At 49.9% G+C, this 2,611-nt stretch carries 2 protein-coding genes; both read left to right on the forward strand.

The window, feature by feature from the left end; genetic code table 11:
* A partial coding sequence (locus HOK28_15290) for a hypothetical protein (GenBank protein ID MBT6434462.1) occupies window positions 1-2,010 on the forward strand: 2,010 nt, incomplete at its 5' end.
* Window positions 2,007-2,611: acyltransferase (locus tag HOK28_15295; protein MBT6434463.1), on the forward strand; the 605-nt coding region annotated here is incomplete at its 3' end. The genes HOK28_15290 and HOK28_15295, both read left to right, overlap by 4 nt.

A 2,611-nucleotide genomic window follows, 5' to 3' on the forward strand; every position in this document is an offset into this window, starting at 1 on the left:
CCAGCAGCATGGAGCACCTACTGCATTGCATTTTCATTGGCTGCTGTGTGTGTGAAATGGGTTGTGGTCGGTAAACTTAAACCTGGGCGTTACAGTGTTTACCGAAAAACCCACCTTAAGTGGTGGATAGCCAACCTCTTCTTAAATTTCGGACAACAATCTATTTGGCTGCCCTTCCGAGACAGCCATCTCGGTTTATGGCTCCTCCAACTGCTTGGCGCACGGGTTCACAGCGGAGCTACCCTTAATATTGATGGGCTCAACCCTGCAGTCTCTCTAATAGACGCAGATCTTCTAAGTATTGGAGACCGAGCTTACATACGCCGTGGAGCATTGGTGCAGTGCCACCTGTTTACCGAGGGCTCATTTATCCTCGCTCCTATCACCCTGGAAGAGCGAACGGTTATCTGGACTCGGGGTGTAGTGGAACCGGGATGCACCATTGAAAAAACCGGTATCCTCGAGCACCACTCTGTGTTGACGATGGGCAATACACTGCCCTCAGGCATGCGGGCACAAGGCGTGCCGGCCACGAAGATGGAACCGCACAACGAAGATGGCGTGAAAGCAAGTTCCGGAATTGATAAGTTCATCCACACCTTCATGGGGTTCATCATTCTTCCCTATATGATGGTTGGCGCCTTTGGTGTGTTTTTCTGGGTCATCAATACGATGGTGGACAACCCCACCCTACACACCTTCGACTGGCGAGTATGGGTAAGCCTGTGGCCTGCGTTTATTATCACCACCATCATTCTCGGGGCGGCATGTTGCCTCTTCAAGTGGGCACTCATCGGCCGCATTAAGTCCGGTCAGCTCGAGAATGACCTCTCGGTACGCTTAAGTATTGTAAAATTTGTCTCATTTTTGATGATGCGTTTTGCACTTTTCTGCCCCAGAGACCTGCGGTGGATGCTTGTGCGCGGAATGGGAGCAAACGTTGCCTATGGCTCTGTTACCGACTGCCCATTGGTTGAAGTGGCCTACGCCGATTTACTCACGATGGAAGAAGGCTCGTTCTACAGCCCAGCCGCCTACGCAGATTTTGCCGCCTTTCGAAATGGTCAGGTTGTCCTTGAGGAAGTCAGGCTAGAATCCACAGCCTACGTTGGGGCTTACTCTACGGTTTCCGCACCCATTCGACTCCCGCCATTATCTCTTTTGGCCAGCACATCAACGCTGGCTACAGGAACTCAAGTTGAGTCATCTCAAGTGTGGGTCGGTTCTCCCGCAAAATGTGTGCCCATTACTTTAGGAGATGTTACCGAAGACTCTCACTCCCTTGGTGGATGGTCGCTCTTAAAAAACCGCATCATTGACCTAAGCAATCACTATTTCGTCGTTCTTCTGATGTCGTCGGTAGCTCTAACGGGTTACCACCTCTTTGCCGACATCATCTGGCCACTGCAAGGAGATGTAGATCTCGTTATGCGAACATTGGCGTCATTCGCATTCATTCTCTTCTCCTACGGAGCCACCACTTTTGGCATGCTTCCGCTTCTTCGCATCGATACCGAGCTTCTGCGCTGGCTATGCATTAAAGACGAAGAAATCCGCACGGAAGGATTTGAAAGAAGCACCTGGAAATTTAATGTTTGGCACCTCTTGTCGAATCACCTCTTGCCCTACGGCATGATCACAGATCTCTATGCAGGAACTCCATTACAGCTGTGGCTGGCCAGACGTCTGGGGGCCACGATTGGCAAAGATGTCTATTTGGCCAACGGTGTGGGCATTCGCGAATTCACCTTCACCCATATTCACGACAACGTCATGCTCAACCGAGGGTCAGCCCTGATTGCTCACTCAGAGCTCCCCAATGGACGCATCATCATGAAGGACATCAACCTTTACCCCGGTAGCTCCATGGGATTTATCTCTTACATCGTGGGAGGCACCAATCTTCCCGAAGGTGTGCTACTGGGAAGCTTATCCAGACCGTTCGACTCCCAAGAACTCGACCCGGGCGGTGAATACGACAATACACCGTGTAAACGGCGCGAGAAATGACCACTGGCTCAAAAGCTTCTCAACCAGCCCGGCATCCGCATATTTCGGAATTGACTGGGTTACGAGGGTTGGCTGCTTTGCATGTCTACTTCATGCATTTCTATGGCGTATTTTGCGATTACGCTGACTCGGCACAAAACGTAACAGACTATGGACCAGACACGCCGCCCCTTACCCCGTTCTTCATCGGTAACTCTCAAAACTCAGTCACTCTGTTTTTCGTGTTAAGTGGTTTTGTACTCACCATTATTTACTCCCAAGGGTTCGCCAACCGAAGTGAGACAAAGTCTTACTACATGAAACGCATTGCACGTATCGCTCCGGTTTACTGGTTTTGCTTGCTTTTCTTTCTACCGTTTATCTTCACCTCATTTTGGTGGAACGACTTTCTAAATATCTTCGGCGGCGAAGGCCATAAGATTGCTGCTTTGATTCTAACACCTTTTGGACTCCAATCTTGGAGCCCACTCCATGTGTTCTGGCAACAATGGAACCCACCTGCTTGGTCTGTAAGTTGTGAGTTCTTCTTCTACCTTGCCTTTCCTTTTCTCATTCATCGAAAAGGTCTAGCCGTCAAAACCTGGAAAGCTTTTGCAAAAAC

This window comes from Deltaproteobacteria bacterium (assembly GCA_018668695.1).
In the GTDB taxonomy this organism is placed as follows: Bacteria; Myxococcota; XYA12-FULL-58-9; order XYA12-FULL-58-9; family JABJBS01; genus JABJBS01.